We start from the raw sequence: 18,586 nt of genomic DNA, 5'->3' as shown, positions 1-18,586 counted from the left end.
AACCGATTGTCAGGCCCTCAGATCAGCGAATCCGTCCAGCGGACGATCTGCTTGGCCGCGTCGCCGAAGGCGCTGTCGAGTGCGGCGACGTAGGCCGCATTGCCGCTGCCCGAGACTGGCGCGGTTGCGGTAAAGCTCTTCGAGGCGCGAACCTCGCCATTGCGGTCGTTCAATATGCGCACGAACAGGTTGACCTCGGCGTGGTCGCCACCGTCGACGCGGACTTCGAAGGAACGGATCTCGACGATCACCTGATAGTCGATGGCCAGCCCCTCGCCGGGCTTGCCGACGCCGGCAAAGCTGCCCGAGCGCTGGAAGGTCTCGGCCAGCCGCGCCTGCACGATCAGCGGCAGCCGGTCGGCCCATTGCGCACCCTTGAGATACTGGATCGAGCGATCGGACGGCTTGATGACGATGTTCTGGCTGTCCAGCGCCTTGAGCGCCGACGGCTGGGCGATGAGTATCTGGCGACGGCTGTGGCCGCGCGCATCGAGCGACGGCGCCGAAAGCTCGAACGTATCAAGCGGGGCAGGCTTGCCGCCCAGCGCCGCGCAACCGGCAAGCGTCAATGCAAGCAATGCCACAGCCGACGTCAACCCGCCCGTTCTCACCGACACCGACTTCACGCGCGATCCCCGTTGTCCCCGGATCGTAAGATCAACCCGCACTCGCAGCTCATGTTCTTGGGGCGAGCGGAGGCCGAAGTCAACGCCGCACCCTGCCATCATATTGCCGAACCTCACCGTCGCCACCGGAAAGAATCCGCTGCGGATTGCGGCTGAGGTCGGTTACCGCCTCTTCGATGCGGCTGATCGAACGACGGCTGTCCTGGACCAGCGCCTCGACATTTGAGAGCCCCTGGCCGGAGAACCGCGCCAGATTGTCGGTGATGACGCCAAGGCGAGCGTTCAGCGTGTCGGCGACCTGCTTGAACGACTTCAGCGTGTCCCTGGCATCCGCCATCACACCATCCGCCTGGCCGGAGCCCAACAGCGTATCGACCCTGGCAAGGATGCCATCGACGCGCACCGAGGCGTCGTTGAGACGCTGCGCCAGCTGCTTGGCATCCTTGATCGTCTCGTCGATATCGTCGGCCCGGTCGGCGAACTTGCCGGTCACCTTCGCGATGTCGGCAGCCGCCTTGTCGGCGCTTTCGCTGGCTTTCTGGATGTTGGCCAGCGCCGTGCGGACCTGCGCCGGATCTATGCCGTCGAGAACGCCGTCGACCTTGGCCAGCGTGCCTTGCGTCTGCTTGGCGAAGTCATTGACCGATCCGACCGCTGTATCGACGTTCTTGATCACGCCGTCGAGCTGCTGCGAGGTTTCCTTGAGGTTGCCCGTCACGGTGTTCACATTGGCGACGATGCTCTTGATCTGGTCCTTGTCGACGGCATTGAGCAAGCCTTCCGCGGCCTTCAGCGTGCCGTCGAGCTTGCCGGAAACCCCCTTCAATTCGTCGGCCAGCGCGCTGACACTCGACAGGAACTTGTCGATACCATCGGCATTCTTGGCCAGCGCATCGGAGAAGGTCTGGGCGTTCTTGACGGTTTGGGTCAGCGGCCCACGCACATCCTTGGTGAAACCTTCGAGATCGGAAAGCACCTTGTCGGCACGGGTGAAGATGTTCTGCGCCGTCTGCAGGAGATTGTTGACGGCGGACGGGTTGGCGACGATCTCGGCGGTCCTGCCTTCCTTTTCCGCTTGCTCGAGCAGCCTCGGCTCCTTGGGATCGGCGCCCTTGAGTTCGATGTTGACCTGACCGGCAAGGCTGGCGATGCCGATATCGGCCTGCGTCGATTTGGTGATCGGCGTTGTCTTGTCGATCTCGGTGTTGGCGATGGCGGCATTCGGATCCTTGGGGTCGAAATAGACGCGCTTGACCACACCGACCTTGACGCCGTTGAACAGCACCAGACTGCCGGGGCCGAGGCCAGAAGCCGAACCCTGAATGCGCACCCGCAACAACGTCGTCTCGCCCTTGTCGCCGATCTGGGCGGTCCAATAGACGAAGGCGAAGGCCGCCAGGATCGCAGCCAGGGTGAAGATGCCGACAATGACGTAGTTGGCTCGGGTTTCCATTGCTTCACTTATGGCTATGCGCGCGCGGCAAGATCAAGTTGCCGGGCGCGTTTTCCGCGGAAATAGGATTTTACCCACGGTTCCTCGCTCTTCAGCATGTCGTCGATCGTGCCTTCAACCAGCACTTTCTTGTTGCCGAGCACCGCTACGTGGTCGCAAGCAGTGAACAGCGTGTCGAGATCGTGCGTGACCATGTAGACAGTCAAATCCATCGTGTCGCGCAGCTTGACCACCAGTTCGTCGAACTCCGCCGCGCTGATCGGATCGAGACCGGAAGTCGGCTCGTCGAGGAAGACGATGTCCGGATCGAGCGCCAGGGCGCGCGCCAGGGCCGCACGTTTGATCATGCCGCCGGAAAGCTCGGAGGGGAATTTCTGCGCCGCGTCCGGCGGCAGCCCGACCAGTTCGACCTTGAGCATCGCCAGCTCATCCATCAGTTTTCTCGGCAAATCGAGATATTCGCGCATCGGCACCTGAACGTTCTCGAGCACCGTCAGTGCGGAAAACAACGCGCCATGCTGGAAAAGAACGCCAAGGCGCATGTCGATGCGTAGGCGCTCCAAGTCGCTCATTTTTTCGACATCGATGCCGAACAGCTTGATCGTTCCCGACTGTTTGCTTGTCAGGCCAAGGATGGTGCGCAAAAGAACCGACTTGCCGGCACCCGAGGCGCCGACGAAGCCGAGAATCTCGCCGCGCCTGATATCGAGCGACAGTTTGTCGAGAATGATCTTGTCGCCAAAGGCCACGGTGACGTCGCGCGCGGAAAGCACGATATCACCCTCGCCTGCATCGACCGCCAGTGCACTCGCCCTTCTCTTCTTTCGCAACATCATGTCAGAACTCGATCGCCGCGTAGAAGATGGCGAAGAGCCCATCGAGGATGATGACGACGAAGATCGACTTCACCACCGAGGCGGTGACGTGCAACCCCAGCGATTCGGCGCTGCCGCCGACTTTCATGCCTTCCACGGAAGCAATGGTGCCGATGATCATGGCCATGAACGGCGCCTTGATCAGGCCGGCGAAGATGGTGCTGATATCGATCGCGCCGCGCAGCCGGTCAATGAAAGCGGACGGCGCAATGCCCGAATAAAGCCAGGCGGCGAGGATGCCGCCGCCAAGGGCTGCGAAATTGGCGATGATGGTCAGGCAGGGCAGCGCGATCACCAGCGCGACCAGGCGCGGAAAGACCAGCACGCCGATCGGATTGAGGCCGATGACCTTCAGCGCATCGACTTCCTCGCGCATCTTCATCGAGCCGATTTCGGCAGTGATGGCGCTGCCGGAGCGGCCGGCGATCATGATGGCGGTCATCAGCACGCCAAGTTCGCGCAGGATCAGCACGCCGACCAGGTCGACGACGAAGATGTTGGCGCCGAAATAGTTGAGCTGGTAGGCGCCTTGCTGGGCAACGATTGCGCCGACGATCGCCGACATCAGCACAACCACCGGAATGGCACCGACACCCATGCGATCGATCTGATTGAAGATCGCCGCCGGGTTGATGGCATGGCCGCGCCCCAGCTTCATCTGCGCGCCGCCGATGGTGGCGCCGAGAATGTTCATCGAGGCAAGGAAATCGTCGCGCATCTCATAGACGCGGCGCCCGACCGCCTCCAGCCCGCGAATGACGATGTTGGGCGGCCGAACGCGGCTCGATTCGGACTCGCGCCGGACAGCTTCGCCGACAGCGCCGAGCAGGATCGAGGCTATCTCGCTTTGCCCCTGCATCTTGACCTCGACGCCCTTCTTCTCGAAGGCGCTGACCAGACGGTCGATGAGCCAGGCGCCGGCGGTATCAATCTTCTCGATCTTGGAAAGGTCGAGCGCCAAAATCTTGAAATTGTTTCGTTTCTCGATTTTGCGCATTTCGGCGTCGACCAGCGCAACGGTGCGCGTTGTCCAGATACCGGAGAAAGCGCAGCCGAGAATATTGCCCTCTTCGCCAACCGCGACACGCGGCTCTCGGTCAGCCTCCTTGGCGGTCGTGCCGCTTGCGTCGCGTTTGCCGATGGTCAACATGGCGTCCTGTTTAGCCTGACGGGTCTGACCTGTCGATTTGCCGACGACGCTTGTCGCACGGCCGGAGCAGAAAAATATGGCGCGTGTCATTTCGGTTGAGGCCGAGCGTTTTCCCATCGCCGGAACCTTCACCATCTCACGCGGTTCGAAGACCGAGGCCGAGGTCATCACCTGCACGATCGGCGACGGCGCCCAACGCGGTCGCGGCGAATGCGTTCCCTACAAGCGCTATGGCGAGAGCATGGAGGGCGTGCACGACGCGATCGAGGCCATGCGCAAGCCGATTGCGGACGGCATCAGCCGCACCGCCCTGCTCAGCGCGATGCCGGCCGGTGCGGCGCGCAACGCCATCGACTGCGCGCTATGGGACCTGGAGGCGAAGATCAGCGGCAAGACGGTGGCCGCAAGCATCTGCAGCGAGCCATTGCGGGCGCTTGAGACGGCCTACACGCTGTCGCTCGGCGAACCCGAAGCGATGGCGGCACAGGCCCGCGCCAATGCGGCGCGGCCGCTGCTCAAGGTCAAGATCGGCGGCGACAATGATGTCGCCCGTATCCGCGCGGTCCGGGACGCTGCACCGGCCAGCCGCATCATCCTCGACGCCAATGAGGGCTGGACCGACGACAACATCGTCGCAAACCTCGCTTTCGCCGCCGAGCTGGGCATTGCGCTGATCGAACAGCCGCTGCCGGCTGGCCGGGACGGCATCTTGCGCCACATCGCGCACCCCGTGCCGATCTGCGCCGATGAAAGCGTGCATGAGGCAGAAAACCTCGCAGCACTTGTCGGCCTTTACGATGCCGTCAACATCAAGCTCGACAAATCGGGCGGGCTGACCGCAGCACTCATGCTTCGCGATCGCGCCCGTGAGCTGGGTTTCGGCGTAATGGTCGGCTGCATGGTCGGGACATCGCTGGCGATGGCGCCGGCCGTGCTGCTGGCGCAGGATGCCGACTTCGTCGATCTCGACGGTCCGCTGCTGCTTGCCCGCGACCGCGATCCCGGTCTTGTCTACCGCGGATCGATGGTATCACCGCCCGATACGGCGCTGTGGGGCTGAGCGCGCGGCAAAGCCGATCAGCGTCAGTCCAATCAAGGCGATCGGGATCATGGCAAAGAAGCCATCGACGCCGAAGCGGTCGTAGAGCGGACCCGACGCCAGCGTCGCCACTGCCATGAAGAAGCCGTTGGAGAAGTAGGCGATGCCTTGCGCGGCTCCGGTGCGCTCTTCGGAAACCGTCTCGCCGATCATTTTCTGCAGGCCGATCAGCACCATCGCCACCGAAACCGCGTGCAGGGTCTGAACGCCGAAAAACCCTGGAATGCCCAGGCCGAGCGGCCAGATCAACGGAAAGGCGACCCAGCGCACGACCGAGCCGATGCCGGCGATGGCCATGATCGAAACGACGGAGAACGACCCGAAAACGCGGGTGAAGATCACGAACATGCAGACCTCGGACACCACGCCCCAGGCCCACAGCAGTCCGACGACCGAATCGCTGATGCCGATCGATTTCCAGTAGATCGAGACAAAGCCGTAGAGAAACGCATGGCTGGCTGTGATGGTGCCGACACCGATGGAGAAATACAGGAAATATGGGTTGAGCAGCTTTGGCGCCGATTGCTGGATATCGGTGGCCGAAAGCGGCGACGCGCGGCGGGGCCGGCCAAGGCGCGGCGCCAGCAGGCCGGCGCCAAGTTGTGCACTGAGCGCCACGAAGATGATCACCGGAACGGCTTGCGGCCCGGTTGCCGCCAGGATGAAGCCGCCGGCAACGTTGGCGCACAGATAGGAGATCGATCCCCATTTGCGCATCGAGGTGTAGTTCGAGCCGAAGCGGCGCACGCCCGACAGCGCCAGCGAATCGGCAATCGGCGAGTGCGGCGTCCAGACGATGGTCAGCGCCAGCGATACGGCGAGCACCATGGCGTAGGTGGCGGGGAGAAAATAACCAGCGGAAAGCACCAGCGTCGCAAGCACCAGCGCGATGTAGACATTGGCGCGGTCCCTGGCCCGGTCGGCCAGCGAGGTCAGCAACGGCGTCGTCACCACGCGCAGAAACATCGGCGCGGCGAGAATGACGGCGATCTGCCCGGCATGGAAACCCTTCGCCTGCAGCCAGAGTGGGAAATAGGGCAGATGCGTCCCCAGCGACACGAAAAGTGTCGCGAAGATCAGGCTCATGCGCAGTTCGAAACGGCGTGGTTTGACGAGCTGTTCGGGCGAGAGCGGCGGCAGCGACATGAATCGATCCAATTACGCCGCATTCGACCGGCCGGCCAGCAACGTACAGACCCCTTAACACGGAGGAAATCAGGACGAAACCGGCTGGACCAACCGATTGGCGCCGAAATCCGCAACGCGTTTCGCGTCAGGCGGCCTCGACCACCCTGTCGTCGATGAGCATCGGAATGAACGGTTCATCCGGAGCTTCAGGCAGGACCTGCGCCCAGTGCAGGATTTCCATCCGGCCGTCAAAATGCTCGACCACGGCCGTGCAGCTTTCCACCCAGTCACCGGTGTTGATGTATTGCACATCCTCGTAGTCTTCGATCGCGGCGTGATGGATATGGCCGCAAATGACGCCGTCGACATGCGATCGGCGCGCTTCCTCGGTCAGCATGGTCTGGAACGAGCCGATGAAGTTCACCGCCTTCTTGACGTTGACCTTGGCCCAGGACGAAAACGACCAGTAGGGCAGGCCCAGCAGCTGGCGAAGCCGCGTCACCACCCGGTTGACCAGCATGGCCGCGTCATAGGCGTAGTCGCCGAGATAGGCGAGCCAGCGCGCATTGTGGACGACAGTGTCGAACTGGTCGCCATGGATGACCAGCAGTCGCCTGCCGTCGGCGGTTTCGTGGATGGCGCGATCGGCAACGACGATGCCGCCGAAATGCACGCCCTGGAACTGGCGGGCGAACTCGTCGTGATTGCCGGCGATGTAAGTGATGCTGGTGCCCTTGCGCGCCTTGCGCAGCAGTTTCTGGACGACGTCATTGTGGCTCTGCGGCCAGTGCCAGCTGCGTCTCAGGCGCCAGCCGTCGACGATGTCGCCGACGAGATAGATGATATCGGCGTCGTGGTAACGCAGGAAATCGATCAGGAACTCGGCCTTGGCCGCCTTCGATCCAAGATGGATATCGGAGATGAACATGCTGCGGAAAGTGCGGGGCTCTTCGCCAGACATCAGATTGTCACCGTTGCTTTCGCGCAGGCTATGCCCCGATTCATGCAACAACCGTATGACGGTTGCGATTGGTCCAGCCAAAGGACTAGCTTGCCGCCGATCAATTGGAGGATTTCGTCATGGATCTCGGCATTCGCGGCAAGAAGGCCATTGTCTGCGCTTCGAGCAAAGGGCTGGGGCGCGGTTGCGCCATGGCGCTGGCCGAGGCCGGCTGCGACTTGGTCGTCAACGGGCGCAATGCCGAGCTGCTGGCCAGAACTGCAGCGGAGCTGCGCGAAAGATTCGGCGTCAAGGTGACTGAGATCGTCGGCGACGTCTCGAAGCCGGAGGTGCAGAAGGCGCTGCTTGCCGCCTGCCCCGATCCCGATATCCTGGTCAACAACAATGGCGGTCCGCCGCTGCGCGATTTCCGCACGCTCGATCGCGAAAAGATCCTCGAAGGCGTGACCCAGAACATGGTGACGCCGATCGAGCTGGTGCAAGCCGTGATCGACGGTATGGCGGCGCGCGGCTTCGGCCGCATCGTCAACATCACCTCACTGTCGGTCTACGTGCCGATCCCAGGGCTTGATCTTTCGTCCGGCGCGCGCGCCGGGCTGACCTCGTTCCTGGCCGGCGTGGCGCGCACGGTAGTCGACGGCAACGTGACCATCAACAGCATGCTGCCGGGCAAGCTCGACACCGACCGGCTGCGCGGCCCGCACGAGGCCGGTACCGTGGAAGATCCGGCAGCCGCTGCGGCGCGTAAGACCCGCATCAGCGCCGACGTCCCGGCCAAGCGGCTCGGCACGCCGGAGGAATTCGGCCAGATCTGCGCCTTCCTGTGCTCGGTCCATGCCGGTTATCTCACCGGTCAGAACATACCGGTCGACGGCGGCCTCTACGTCAGCGCGTTCTGATCGCGCGGCCCGGAGCGCGACCTGATCCATTCGACAGGATTTCAGCACAAGCATCTGAGATAACTTGATTTTTGACGCTTCGCCGGTCTATTCGGCGAATGCGTCATTTGGCGTCGCGAAAAACCGCTGCCGCATGCTAAAAGGCTTCAAAGCAGGATTGCAGGGAGGCCGGCATGGAAGGCGAAAGCAACAAGACGGCACGGTCGGATCTCGACGAAGCCGCGCTCTACTTTCACAAATACCCAACGCCGGGAAAGCTTGAAATACAGGCGACCAAACCTCTCGGCAACCAGCGCGACCTGGCGCTCGCCTATTCGCCGGGCGTGGCCGCCCCTTGCCTCGAAATCCGCGACAATCCGGAGACCGCCGCCGACTACACGGCACGCGCCAACCTGGTCGGCGTCGTCACCAATGGTTCGGCGGTGCTCGGCCTCGGCAATATCGGCCCGCTGGCTTCCAAGCCGGTGATGGAAGGCAAGGCGGTGCTGTTCAAGAAATTCGCCGGCATCGACGTATTCGACATCGAGATCGACGCGCCGGGGATCGAGCGCATGGTCGAGACGATCTCGGCGCTGGAGCCGACCTTTGGCGGCATCAACCTCGAGGACATCAAGGCGCCGGAATGCTTTGAGGTCGAGGAACAGTTGAAGGCCCGCATGGGCATTCCGGTGTTCCATGACGACCAGCACGGCACTGCCATCATCGTTGCTGCCGCCGTGCTCAACGGCCTGGAATTCGCCGGCAAGACCATTTCGGACATCAAGATCGTCACCTCGGGCGCCGGAGCCGCCGCGCTTGCCTGCCTCAATCTTCTGGTCTCGCTCGGCGCCAAGGTCGAAAACATCTGGGTCACCGACCGTTTCGGCGTCGCCTACAAGGGCCGCATCGACGAGATGGACCGCTGGAAAGACCCCTATGTGAAGGACACCGAGGCGCGCACGCTGGCCGATGTCATCCCGGGCGCCGACGTCTTCCTCGGCCTTTCCGCCGCCGGCGTGCTGAAGCCGGAACTGCTCCAGCACATGGCGCCAAAACCGCTGATCCTGGCGCTGGCCAACCCTAATCCCGAGATCATGCCGGAAACGGCGCGAGAGGCGCGCCCCGATGCGATGATCTGCACCGGGCGTTCGGATTTTCCCAATCAGGTCAACAATGTCCTTTGTTTTCCTTACATCTTTCGCGGCGCGCTGGATTGCGGCGCCAAGGCCATCAACGAAGAGATGAAGATGGCGGCGGTGCGAGCGATCGCGGCACTTGCCCGCGAAGAGCCGTCGGATGTCGCGGCGCGCGCCTATTCCGGCGAAACGCCGATCTTCGGCCCCGAATTCCTGATCCCCTCGCCCTTCGATCCGAGGCTGATCCTGCGCATTGCACCGGCTGTCGCCAAGGCTGCGTGCGAGACCGGCGTCGCCACACGGCCGATCACCGACTTTGCCGCCTATATCGACAAGCTGAACCGCTTCGTCTTCCGCTCCGGCCTGGTCATGAAGCCGGTGTTCTCCTCGGCCAAGGCGTCGAGCGCCAAGCGCGTCATCTATGCCGATGGCGAGGACGAGCGCGTGCTGCGCGCCGCCCAGGTGGTGCTGGAGGAAGGCATCGCCGAGCCGATCCTGATCGGCCGCCCGCACGTCATCGAAGTCAGGCTGAAGCGTTACGGTCTGCGCATCAGGCCGGGCGTCGATTTCGGCCTGATCAACCCCGAAGACGATCCGCGCTATCGCCACTATGTCGACCTGTTGATCGAACTTGCGGGACGGCGTGGCGTGACGACGGAAGCCGCGCGCACCATGGTGCGCACCGACAACACGGTGATCGCGGCACTTGCGCTGAAGCGCGGCGACGCCGATGCCATGATCTGCGGGCTCGAAGGGCGTTTCGAGCGCCATTTGCGCAACGTGACGCTCGTCATAGGCCCACGTGCTGGCGTCAGGGACCGAGACCTGTCGACACTTTCGATGCTGATCTCGCAGCGCGGCATCATTTTCCTCACCGACACCCATGTCTCCGTCGATCCGACGGCGGAAGAAATCGCCGAGATGACGGTGCTGGCGGCGGAAGAAATCCAGCGCTTCGGCATCGAGCCGAAGGCCGCCCTTTTGTCGCATTCGGATTTCGGCTCGCGCGATTCGTCGAGCGCCTTGAAGATGCGTCAGGCAGCGGCAATCCTGGCGCGGATAGCGCCCGACCTGCAGTCAGACGGCGAGATGCATGCCGATTCGGCCCTGTCTGAGCATCTGCGCCAGCGCGTCTATCCGCATTCACCGCTGAAGGGCGAAGCCAATCTGCTGGTCTTCCCCAATCTCGATTCTGCCAACATCACGCTCACCACGCTGCGCACGATGATGGACGCGCTGCATGTCGGTCCGATCCTGCTCGGCACAGACAAACCGGCGCACATCCTGACGCCGTCGGTGACCTCGCGCGGTGTCGTCAATATGACGGCGCTGGCGGTGGTCGAAGCCGCCCACAAGGCGCAAGCGGTGGTCGATCTGGGGTGAACCTCTCAGGCCGGCGCGAAGCGAAAATGCCCCGTCTGCTCGAAGGCGAACAAGGTGTCCTCCTCCTGGGCGCCCCGCCCGATATTGTGGATGACCAGCGGCCTTTCCGGCGCTGCGGCTGAACGATTGTACGAGACGATGGCGATGTGCGGCACGTTGGGTGCCAGCATCTGGGTGACGAGATCGCCCGGCAAATAGTCGGCGGGATCCTGGCTGACGGCCAAGGAGACACCCCGCCGCCCGAAAAAGACAGCAAGGTTGGGCACCCGCCGGTGGTCTATATTGCGGTCGGTCGCTTTCAGCCCCCAGGTCTTCGGATAGGCAGCGAAATTGGCCGCCATATCCTCATGCACCAGCCTTTGCAGATCGAGATCGAAGGCGCGGCGATAGGCGCGGACCACGACATCGGTGCACACGCCCCGCTCCGGCGCGACATCGCCGCCGGGATAGCCGATGCGGACATAGGTCGGATCGTAGAGGGTGGTGACGCCGATCTGTTCCCGGGCGGCATCGACCAGTCTGGTGCGCCAACCCGGCGCGTCGGGTTTCTCCTGCGCCATGGCGACGGGCGTCACCAAACACAACAGCCCGAACTGCAGTGCGGCTCGACGGGTAATCGCGCTCACGCCAAGCCTCCGGGCCTTGCTGGATCCCGGCAGTTTTCCCGGGCGAATACGCCTTTTTCATGCAGTGCTGAAGTCGCTATTGCAGGTCTGTCCGAACATCTTCGCCGGCGCGTCTATGGGCTAAGGCCATCTTTGGTTGTGGATTTGAGCGAACGGTTAACCGCGAATCCGGTAGCATCGTAACAGGCAAGCAAGCGAGGTTTCGGGCAATGATGGGCGGAGGGTGGAAGCTGACGCACCTTGCTGCGCTGCTTGGCGCCTTGGCGTTGTCTGCCATTGCTGTCACCGAGCCGCAGGCCGCATCGCGCCTTTGTCGCCAGCTCGAGGCCGAACTCGCGGCAGCTTCAAATGGTGGCGGCGGCTCGGCGATCCTGCGAAGATATGATGATGCCATCGATCGGCAGCGCGAACAGCTTGCCAAGGTCCGCGGCCGGGCGAGCGATGCCAATTGCGGCTTCTCACTGTTTTCCCGCAACGTCAACCAGTGCGCCGCGCTCAACGGCACCATCGAGCGCATGAATGCTAATCTCGACGCCTTGCAGGCCAAGCGCGCGCGGCTCGCCGGCGGCGGTTCGCGGCGCGACCGCAGCCGCATCCTGGCCGCGCTCGACGCCAATGATTGTCGTGACGACGCCGTTGCGCCGCAGCGCGCACCCGTCCAGGAGGCAAACCGCGACGGTGGCAATGGAAATCTGTTCGAGCAGCTTTTCGGTGGCGGCAGCCACCAATCCGATACGGTCGACACGCTCGACCAACCCGACGATCCCGGCGAGGAGCGCAACATCCGCCGGGTGCTCAACGAACCCGGCGTCCCGGATTTCCCCAGCGTCGGCGGCGAGTTCCACACGATGTGCGTGCGCACATGCGACGGCTATTTCTTCCCGATGTCGAACGCGGCCTCGCTGAGCGACTTCGAACGCGACCAGAAGAACTGCGAATCGGCCTGCCCGGGCACCGAAATGCAGGTTTTCTATTCGCGTGGCATGGACGACGATTCGGCCAACATGACATCGTCGGTGACTGGCAGGCCGTATAGCGAGTTGCCGAGAGCCTATCTCTACAAGCAGACCAACATACCGCGCCCGCCGACCTGCGGCTGCAATGCTGCGCAGAATTTCGACATCATCGGCGGCAACCCGCCGGATCCGTCGCAGGCCAATACGGAGACGACGTCGTTCGTTCCGGTGCCGGTCGCCAAGCCCGATCCAGGCGCCGACCCGGAGACGCTGGCCAATATGCAAGGCGGGCTCGACCGCGAGGTGATCAAGCGCCTGTCCGCCAAGCCTGTCACGTCGTCAGTGCTGCCGCCGGATCAGCGCAAGGTCAGGGTCGTCGGGCCAGCGTTCCTTCCCGACCCAGGAGCGGCAATAGATCTGCAAGCTCCGGCCCGGAAGGCAGTCCAGTAAGCGCCAGCCTGAGCGGCATGAACAGCGCCTTGCCCTTGCGGCCGGTTGCTTCCCTGACCTTGCCGGTCCAATCCTTCCACACCGTGCCGTTCCAGGGTTCCTCAGGCAGCAATTCGAACGCCTGCTCGAGAAACTCGCGATCCTCTCCGGAAAACTCCGGCGGCTCCTGCGGGCCTTCGCCGAGGATGCGCCACCAGTTTACGGCGTCCGCCAGCGTGTCGAGATTGCCGCGCACCGCCAGCCAGAAGGCTTCAGCCTTGTCGCCGGAGATGCCGAACACCACCAGCCGGTCACGCGCCTCGGCGAACGGCATTTTGTGCAGCAGCGTGCGATTGAGCACGAAAAGCTCGTCCGGATCGAACTTGGCGGCGGATTTTGACGTCGCGGCCGGATCAAAGCGCTCGGCAAGCTCCCGCATGTCATGCATCGCCACGACATTTTCCGAGGTGCCGACGAGCACGGCCAGCGACGCTACCGCCATCGGTTCGATGCCATCCTCGCGCAGGCTCTCGATCGACAGCGCGCCGGTGCGCTTCGACAGCCCCTCGCCCGAAGCCGTGGTCAACAGATTGTGGTGACCGAAGATCGGCGGCTCGGCACCCAGCGCCTTGAACAAGGCGATCTGCACGCCGGTGTTGGTGACGTGGTCGTCGCCGCGGATGACATGGCTGACACCCATCTCGATGTCGTCGACCACCGATGGCAGCGTATAGAGATAGGTGCCGTCCTCGCGCAGCAGCACGGGATCGGAAAGCGAGGCGAGGTCGACGGTTTCTTCGCCGCGCACCAGATCGTTCCAGTGGATTTCGGTGCGTTCCGGCTGCTGAGGGTCGTTGGTGAAATTGGGCAGCAGAAAACGCCAGTGCGGCCGGCGGCCATCGGACTTGTATTCGGCGATCTGGCTTGGCGTCAGCGTCAGCGCCTCCCGGCCATAGACCGGCGGCAGGCCGCGCGTGCGGCGCACCTTGCGCCTCAGATCGAGTTCTTCGGGCGTCTCATAGCAGGCATAGAGGAGGCGCGCCGCCTTCAGCCGTTCGACCGCAGCATCGTAAGCGTCGACGCGCCGCGACTGGTATTCGGTGGCGTCAGGGAAAATCCCCAGCCAGTGCAGATCATAGAGAATGGCGTCGGCAAATTCCTGCCTTGAGCGGGCAATGTCTGTGTCATCGAAGCGCTGGATGAAGCGGCCCTTGTTGTTCATGGCAAACAGCCAGTTGAACAGAGCGGTGCGCGCATTGCCGATATGAATGCGGCCGGTCGGTGAAGGGGCGAAACGGACGGTAACTGTCATGAGCGGGGCGTAACGGATGCTTTTATGGTTGACAAGACGCGCCCCCGCGCGAGGCGCCAGACATAGAACATGCCAGCCGAAATGAAAAGGCTGTGGACTGGATGCGGCCGTGCATGCCCCGGATGGATCGCCCACCTATGGTGGTACGCCGGGAAAACCGGGCTTTCCCGAGGGGGCAATCTATCCCCGTTATCCACATATGTGACACACAAGATGTTGGGGTCATAAAACCTTCAGAAACGAATCCTTGACGGCGCAAAACGAGTCGCCTTTTATAGGCCATGCGTTCCTGTTGAGAGCGTGACCGGAAAGTTCTGAGCCCGGTCTTTTTCCCGGATTATGTGCGTTTTTGCCCGTATTTCCGCCCGTTTACGAGGCTGGCGGAAGCGTTGGGATTGTGGGGGCGTGGGGGACGATAGGGCGAATTGTCGGACTGGAATAAATTGTCTGTTAACACTATATTTAGTGTTTGCAGGTAGGTTCGACGCTAGATAGTGTGAATTTCCCTCGGGTGAGGGAATCGACAAAAAATCAGTTTTGAGGGACCCGCAGGGTTCGTCGCAGAGTTGGACAGGCGCTTCGCAAGGAGTTTTGACCAGCAGGACGGCGGAGACTGTGAAATGGAGAGCCGGCTGTTTTCGAACGCCGGCAAACGGCGGACTGCGCGTTTCGCTATTGGGGGCAGAAATCCCTGGGGAAAAGCGCTATATATAGACAAAAGGGATCGGACCAATGCGCATCGAGCGGCGTTTCACCAAGCAAGGGCAATCGGCTTACGCGGAGATCGAATTCCGCAAGGCGCTTTCGGAGATCAAGAATCCGGATGGCTCGGTGGTGTTCCGCCTGGATAACATCGATGTGCCGGCTCAGTTCAGCCAGGTTGCCGCCGACATCCTGGCGCAGAAGTATTTCCGCAAGGCCGGCGTTCCCGCACGACTGAAGAAGGTCGAGGAGAACGACGTTCCCTCCTTCCTGTGGCGCTCCGTTGCCGACGAGGCCGAACTCGCAAAACTGCCGGAGGCCGAGCGCTACGGCTCCGAGATCGACGCCCGCCAGGTGTTCGACCGCCTTGCCGGCACCTGGACCTATTGGGGCTACAAGGGCGGCTACTTCAAGTCGGAAGAAGACGCGAGCGCCTTCCGCGACGAGCTCGCCTATATGCTGGCCACGCAGCGCGTCGCGCCGAATTCGCCGCAATGGTTCAACACCGGCCTGCACTGGGCCTATGGCATCGATGGCCCGAGCCAGGGCCATTTCTATGTCGACCCGTTCACCGGCAAGCTGACCAAGTCGAAGTCGTCCTACGAGCATCCGCAGCCGCATGCCTGCTTCATCCAGGGCGTGCAGGACGATCTCGTCAACGAAGGCGGCATCATGGACCTATGGGTGCGTGAAGCGCGGCTGTTCAAATACGGCTCCGGCACCGGCTCCAACTTCTCCATGCTGCGCGGCGAAGGCGAAAAGCTGTCGGGCGGCGGCCGCTCGTCCGGCCTGATGAGCTTCCTCAAGATCGGCGACCGCGCGGCGGGCGCCATCAAGTCGGGCGGCACGACGCGCCGCGCCGCCAAAATGGTCATTGTCGACGCCGACCACCCCGATATCGAGGAATTCATCGACTGGAAGGTCAATGAAGAGCAGAAAGTGGCGTCGCTGGTCACCGGCTCGAAGATCGTCAAAAAGCACCTCGAAGCGATCATGAAGGCCTGCATCAACTGCGAAGGCCATGACGACGATTGCTTCGACCCGTCGATCAACACCGCGCTGAAGCGCGAGATCAAGGCGGCCAAGAAGAACGCGGTGCCGGAGAACTACATCTACCGCGTCATCCAGTTCGCCAAGCAGGGCTACACCTCGATGTCGTTCAAGACCTACGACACCGACTGGGATTCGGATGCCTACCTCACGGTTTCGGGGCAGAACTCCAACAATTCGGTGTCGCTGAAGGACAATTTCCTGCGCGCCGTCGAACAGGACGCCGACTGGCACCTGACCGCCCGCAAGGACGGCAAGGTGCTGAAGACGCTAAAGGCGCGCGACCTGTGGGAAAAGATCGGCTATGCCGCCTGGGCTTCCGCAGATCCAGGCCTGCATTTCAACACGACGATGAACGACTGGCACACCTGCGCTTCGGCCGGTGCGATCCGGGCCTCCAACCCGTGCTCGGAATACATGTTCCTCGACGACACGGCCTGCAACCTCGCCTCGATCAACCTTTTGCCCTACCGCAACGCCGACGGCACGATCGACATCGCCGCCTATGAGCACACGGTGCGGCTGTGGACCATCGTTCTCGAAATCTCGGTGATGATGGCGCAGTTCCCGTCGAAAGAGATCGCCAAGCAGTCCTACGAATATCGCACGCTCGGCCTCGGCTATGCCAACATCGGCGGCCTGCTGATGACGTCTGGCATTCCCTATGATTCCGACGAAGGCCGCGCCATCTGCGCCGCCCTCACCGCGATCATGACCGGCATCGCCTATGCCACTTCGGCTGAGATGGCTTCCGAGCTCGGCGCCTTCGCCGACTACGACCGCAACGCGCAGAACATGCTGCGCGTCATGCGTAATCACCGCCGTGCCGCCTATGGCGAGAAGCAGGGCTATGAGAAGCTCGCCGTCAACCCGGTGCCGCTGGTCGCTTCCGACCTCAAGCAGCAGGAGCTTGTCGAGCACGCCAAGGCTGCCTGGGACCGCGCCATCGAACTCGGCGAGGAGCATGGCTACCGCAATGCGCAGGCGACCGTGATCGCGCCGACCGGCACGATCGGCCTGGTCATGGATTGCGACACCACCGGCATCGAGCCCGACTTCGCCCTGGTGAAGTTCAAGAAGCTCGCCGGCGGCGGCTACTTCAAGATCATCAACCGCGCCGTGCCGGAAGCGCTGCGCACGCTTGGCTATTCGGAAGCACAGCTTGCCGAGATCGAGGCCTATGCGGTCGGCCACGGCAACATGAACCAGGCGCCGGCGATCAACCCCGGCTCGCTCAAGGCCAAGGGCTTCACCGATGAAAAGATCGCGGCGCTCAATGCGGCGCTGAAGTCGGCCTTCGACATCAAGTTCGTCTTCAACCAGTGGACGCTGGGCGCCGACTGGGTGAAGGAGACCTTTGGCTTCACCGACGAGCAGCTCAACGATTTCTCGTTCGAGATCCTGCCGGCGATCGGCTTCTCCAGGAAAGACATCGAGGCTGCCAACATTCACGTCTGCGGTGCCATGACGCTGGAAGGCGCGCCGTTCCTGAAGGCTGAACATCTCGCGGTGTTCGACTGCGCCAGCCCGTGCGGCAAGATCGGCAAGCGTTCGCTGTCGATCAACAGCCACATCCAGATGATGGCGGCGGCACAGCCCTTCATCTCCGGCGCCATCTCCAAGACCATCAACATGCCGAACGACGCGACGGTGGAAGACGCCAAGGGCGCCTACATGCTGTCGTGGAAGCTGGCGTTGAAGGCCAACGCGCTCTACCGCGACGGCTCAAAACTGTCGCAGCCGCTGAATGCCTCGCTGCTCGCCGATGGCGAGGAGGACGAGGATGATGCCATCGAGCAGCTGATCGCGGCGCCCGCCTCACAGCGCGCCGTGCAGGTCACCGAGAAGATCGTCGAACGCGTTATCGAACGCCTCTACCGCGATCGCGAGAAACTGCCGAACCGCCGCAAGGGCTATACCCAGAAAGCGGTTGTCGGCGGCCACAAGGTCTATCTGCGCACCGGCGAGTTCGACGACGGCCGCATCGGCGAGATCTTCATCGACATGCACAAAGAAGGTGCTGCCTTCCGGGCGATGATGAACAACTTCGCCATCGCCATTTCGCTCGGCCTGCAATATGGCGTGCCGCTCGAGGAATTTGTCGAGGCCTTCACCTTCACCAAGTTCGAGCCGGCCGGCATGGTGCAGGGCAACGACGCCATCAAGAATGCCACCTCGATCCTCGACTATGTGTTCCGTGAACTCGCCGTGTCCTATCTCGGCCGCCACGACCTTGCCCATGTCGACCAGTCGGACTTCGATAAGACATCGCTCGGTCGCGGCATCAATGAAGGTAAAATGACACCGTTCTCCAAAGGCCTTACTCGGGGCGCCTCACCAGTGAAGCTTGTATCAGGCATGGGCGCCGAACCGAAAGGCTTTGGAGGCGTCCAAAGTGACTCACGTCCAGAATCTGATCGTCCGTCAGGAGGATCCTCACCGGTTCGGCTATATCGAACCTCGGCTAATTTAGCCGTGGTATCAGTTTTAAACGAGGAGCCAGCTGCATTTAGGCGAGACTATGAAGAAAAGTCGAGGGAGTTAGACCTTGAAACTGGGCTTGAAAGCGATCAAGAGGGAGCTGATGCTTTAGCGGATGATAGCGACATTGACCGTCTATTCTCGGATTCGGCACACAAGGATGCGCTAACAGCTAAAGCTCTAGCCGCGTCGCGCCGCCGCCAATCTTTGGCCCAAGGTTACACCGGGAACATGTGTTCTGAATGTCAGAACTTTACTATGGTCAGAAATGGCACTTGCGAGAAGTGCGACACATGCGGATCCACTAGTGGCTGCAGTTAGTAGAAAATATCAAGAGAAAG

General features: G+C 62.3%; 13 protein-coding genes. 5 read left to right on the top strand and 8 right to left on the bottom strand.

Translation table 11 applies throughout. The features are described from left to right. Positions 1 to 17: 17 nt before the first annotated feature. The 4 genes from AC1D0N_RS08675 to AC1D0N_RS08660 are packed head-to-tail and all read right to left on the bottom strand — an operon-like array spanning position 18 to position 4,104. Complete coding sequence (locus tag AC1D0N_RS08675; protein ID WP_477243006.1) at positions 18 to 668, bottom strand: ABC-type transport auxiliary lipoprotein family protein; 651 nt, start codon at positions 666 to 668, stop codon at positions 18 to 20. Between the two features lie 37 nt (positions 669 to 705). After that, positions 706 to 2,079: an MlaD family protein gene (locus AC1D0N_RS08670; protein WP_477243005.1), complete on the bottom strand. Its 1,374-nt coding sequence runs from the start codon at positions 2,077 to 2,079 to the stop codon at positions 706 to 708. 14 nt (positions 2,080 to 2,093) lie between these two features. After that, positions 2,094 to 2,915 (bottom strand): ABC transporter ATP-binding protein, encoded by an 822-nt coding sequence (locus AC1D0N_RS08665; protein WP_477243004.1) that lies wholly within the window; start codon positions 2,913 to 2,915, stop codon positions 2,094 to 2,096. Position 2,916: 1 nt separating this feature from the next. After that, positions 2,917 to 4,104: an MlaE family ABC transporter permease gene (locus AC1D0N_RS08660; protein WP_477243003.1), complete on the bottom strand. Its 1,188-nt coding sequence runs from the start codon at positions 4,102 to 4,104 to the stop codon at positions 2,917 to 2,919. Positions 4,105 to 4,180: 76 nt separating this feature from the next. Here AC1D0N_RS08660 and dgcA point away from each other — a divergent pair, with 76 nt between their 5' ends. Further along, a complete protein-coding gene (dgcA, locus tag AC1D0N_RS08655; protein ID WP_477243002.1) occupies positions 4,181 to 5,164 on the top strand; it encodes an N-acetyl-D-Glu racemase DgcA in 984 nt (327 codons plus the stop codon). Here dgcA and AC1D0N_RS08650 read toward each other — a convergent pair. After that, positions 5,135 to 6,349: an MFS transporter gene (locus AC1D0N_RS08650; RefSeq protein WP_477243001.1), complete on the bottom strand. Its 1,215-nt coding sequence runs from the start codon at positions 6,347 to 6,349 to the stop codon at positions 5,135 to 5,137. The genes dgcA and AC1D0N_RS08650 overlap by 30 nt on opposite strands. Before the next feature lie 127 nt (positions 6,350 to 6,476). After that, positions 6,477 to 7,259, bottom strand: coding sequence for a UDP-2,3-diacylglucosamine diphosphatase (locus AC1D0N_RS08645; protein ID WP_477243122.1), 783 nt, complete (start codon positions 7,257 to 7,259; stop codon positions 6,477 to 6,479). A 152-nt stretch (positions 7,260 to 7,411) separates the two neighbouring features. Between AC1D0N_RS08645 and AC1D0N_RS08640 the strand changes: the two genes are divergently transcribed. Continuing rightward, entirely contained in the window at positions 7,412 to 8,191 is a 780-nt protein-coding gene (locus AC1D0N_RS08640) for an SDR family oxidoreductase (RefSeq protein WP_477243000.1), read from the top strand. A gap of 173 nt (positions 8,192 to 8,364) precedes the next feature. After that, entirely contained in the window at positions 8,365 to 10,689 is a 2,325-nt protein-coding gene (locus AC1D0N_RS08635; RefSeq protein ID WP_477242999.1) for an NADP-dependent malic enzyme, read from the top strand. Positions 10,690 to 10,694: 5 nt separating this feature from the next. On the opposite strand, the gene AC1D0N_RS08630 is transcribed toward AC1D0N_RS08635, so the two are convergent. Beyond that, positions 10,695 to 11,315, bottom strand: a complete 621-nt coding sequence (locus AC1D0N_RS08630; RefSeq protein ID WP_477242998.1) for a DUF1287 domain-containing protein — start codon at positions 11,313 to 11,315, stop codon at positions 10,695 to 10,697. A 209-nt stretch (positions 11,316 to 11,524) separates the two neighbouring features. On the opposite strand from AC1D0N_RS08630, the gene AC1D0N_RS08625 reads away from it, so the two are divergent. Continuing rightward, positions 11,525 to 12,721: a DUF2865 domain-containing protein gene (locus AC1D0N_RS08625; protein ID WP_477242997.1), complete on the top strand. Its 1,197-nt coding sequence runs from the start codon at positions 11,525 to 11,527 to the stop codon at positions 12,719 to 12,721. Here AC1D0N_RS08625 and gltX read toward each other — a convergent pair. Further along, a complete protein-coding gene (gltX, locus tag AC1D0N_RS08620; RefSeq protein ID WP_477242996.1) occupies positions 12,639 to 14,012 on the bottom strand; it encodes a glutamate--tRNA ligase in 1,374 nt (457 codons plus the stop codon). The genes AC1D0N_RS08625 and gltX overlap by 83 nt on opposite strands. A gap of 732 nt (positions 14,013 to 14,744) precedes the next feature. On the opposite strand from gltX, the gene AC1D0N_RS08615 reads away from it, so the two are divergent. Then, positions 14,745 to 18,566 carry a vitamin B12-dependent ribonucleotide reductase gene (locus AC1D0N_RS08615; protein ID WP_477242995.1) on the top strand — a complete coding sequence of 1,274 codons (3,822 nt, stop codon included), beginning with the start codon at positions 14,745 to 14,747 and terminating at the stop codon, positions 18,564 to 18,566. Positions 18,567 to 18,586: the final 20 nt, after the last annotated feature.

Source organism: Mesorhizobium sp. P2_E10, from assembly GCF_056404235.1.
This window is presented reverse-complemented; position numbering and strand designations above follow the sequence as displayed.